Raw genomic sequence first — 1,895 nt, 5'->3', positions numbered from 1 at the left:
GGCCGGAGGCATGCGTCTGCTCGGCGCCGGCGACGACGCGATGCCCGGCGGCAATCCGCCGCTGATGCTCGGATCCGGCAGCGACCCCGTCGTCTGGGCGAACTGGCGCTCGGGCGTCTACCACCCGGAAGGCACGCAGTGGTTCGGCCGCACGCAGGTCGGCAGCGCGATTCCGGAAAGCTGGGCCGTCGACTACGGACTGCGCCTGCCGTTCGCGCCGCGCACGACGCGGCCCATCGTGCCGTACCGCTCGCCTTCCGGCGTGCAGATGGAGTCGCTCGGCGCGTCGCCGCGCGGCGCGGTATTCGTGTCGGCGAGCGCGCAGACCGGGCGATCGATGATTACGGCGATCGGTGCCGATGTCGCCGAATCCAATTCGTATCTGTGGGCGCTCGGGCGCGGCGAATACGGACTTTCGCGCGCGGCCGGCGCCAATCGCATCGGCGCCGACTCGATTACCGCCGCGCGCGTCGACGGACGAATGACGATCTTCGTCAACGACGCGAAGTACAGCACGACCGGCGCGTACCCGGTCGCCGAATCGGCGATGCCGAAATCGTGGTGGCGCGAAACCTGGAGCGCGGTGTCGTCGGGCCGGCTGAACCTCGGCGATGCGGCGCTCGAGGCCGAGATCCGCGAGGCGTTCTTCGCCGGCCGCGTGCAGATACGCCAGCTCAACGTCGCGAATCTCGCGGACGGCAACGTCAGCGTCACCGTCGCGCAGCCGCCGTCCCGCGTGCTGGTCACGCCGCCGCCGTCGCCGTAGTCCGCGCCCGGACGCGCGTCTCAGTTCAACGTCGGCAGACGGCCGAGCCCGTGCTTCTTCAGCAGGCGCCCCAGCTGCCGGCGCTCGGTGCCCGCAAGACGCGCGGCGCGGCTCACGTTGCCGTCCACGCGGCGCATCAGGTCTTCGAGATAGCCGCGTTCGAACGCGTGCATCGCAAGCCCCTTCGCGACGCTGTAGACCTCGACGCGCGCGAGCAGACGCGGCCCGGCGCGCACCGCTGCGAACGCCGGCTCGGCAACGACGAGGCCGTCGACGTCGATTTCCTCCGCATCGACCAGCGCTGCGGCGCGCAGCGCGAGGTTCTCGAGTTCGCGGATGTTGCCGGGCCACGGATACGCGGCCAGCAGCGCGAGCGCGTCGTCGGTGAAGCGCCGGACGCCGCCGCGCAGCAGACGGCCGGCGCGCTCGAGAAAATGCGTCGCCAGCAGCGGCACGTCCTCGGCCCGCTGGCGCAGCGCCGGAATCCACACTTCGAGCGCGTTGAGCCGATACAGCAGGTCGCGCCGGAACGCGCCGCGCTCGATCAAGGCATCGAGCGGCGCATTCGTCGCCGCGAGCACGCGCACGTTCGCGGTGCGCGCCGCGCACGAGCCGACCGGCCGGTATTCGAAGTCCTGCAGGAAGCGCAGCAGGGCGACCTGCGCGCGCGCCGACAGCGAGTCGACCTCGTCGAGGAACAGCGTGCCGCCGGCGGCGAGTTCGATCAGGCCGGCCTGAGCCGTCTTCGCATCGGTGAACGCGCCGCGGCTGTGGCCGAAGAGCTCGCTTTCCACGAGCGTGTCCGGGATCGCGCCGCAGTTCACCGGAACGAACGCGCGATCGCGCCGCGCGCTCGCATAGTGCACGTGCCGCGCCGCAAGCTCCTTGCCGGTGCCGGTCTCGCCGTGGATCAGCACGGGCGCGTCGAATGCCGCGTAGCGCGTCAGAAGCCCCACGCAGCGGCGAAAACACGGCGAACTCCCGATGAGCATCTGCCTGTCTCCTCATGCCGGACGGCGCCCCCCGACCGCCCGCATCGTTCCGAAATCCGTTGCATCGACGTACTCGAATCTCCGACACCGCCGTTCCGGCGATTCCCGGAGCGCCTGGCCCGGCGCAGGCCCGGACT

Annotated in this window: 2 protein-coding genes; one reads left to right on the top strand and one right to left on the bottom strand. The window is 71.2% G+C overall.

Annotated elements, in window-relative coordinates; all coding sequences use genetic code 11:
* Window positions 1–766 (top strand): hypothetical protein (locus VLF18_RS03745; RefSeq protein ID WP_325278282.1); only part of this gene is annotated, 766 nt, incomplete at its 5' end.
* A 20-nt stretch (window positions 767–786) separates the two neighbouring features.
* Here the strand turns inward: VLF18_RS03745 and VLF18_RS03740 are convergent.
* Window positions 787–1,758, bottom strand: a complete 972-nt coding sequence (locus VLF18_RS03740) for a sigma-54 dependent transcriptional regulator (protein ID WP_325278281.1) — start codon at window positions 1,756–1,758, stop codon at window positions 787–789.
* Window positions 1,759–1,895 lie beyond the last annotated feature (137 nt).

The sequence above is a fragment of the Tahibacter sp. genome (assembly GCF_035481375.1).
Taxonomy (GTDB): Bacteria; Pseudomonadota; Gammaproteobacteria; order Xanthomonadales; family Rhodanobacteraceae; genus Tahibacter.
The sequence above is the reverse complement of the archived record's forward strand: the minus strand, read 5'-3'. Positions and strand labels throughout refer to the sequence as shown.

Coding starts and splice junctions, on each gene's coding strand:
- VLF18_RS03740 (WP_325278281.1), bottom strand. CDS start 1,758: ATGCTCATCGGGAGTTCGCCGTGTTTTCGCCGCTGCGTGGGGCTTCTG.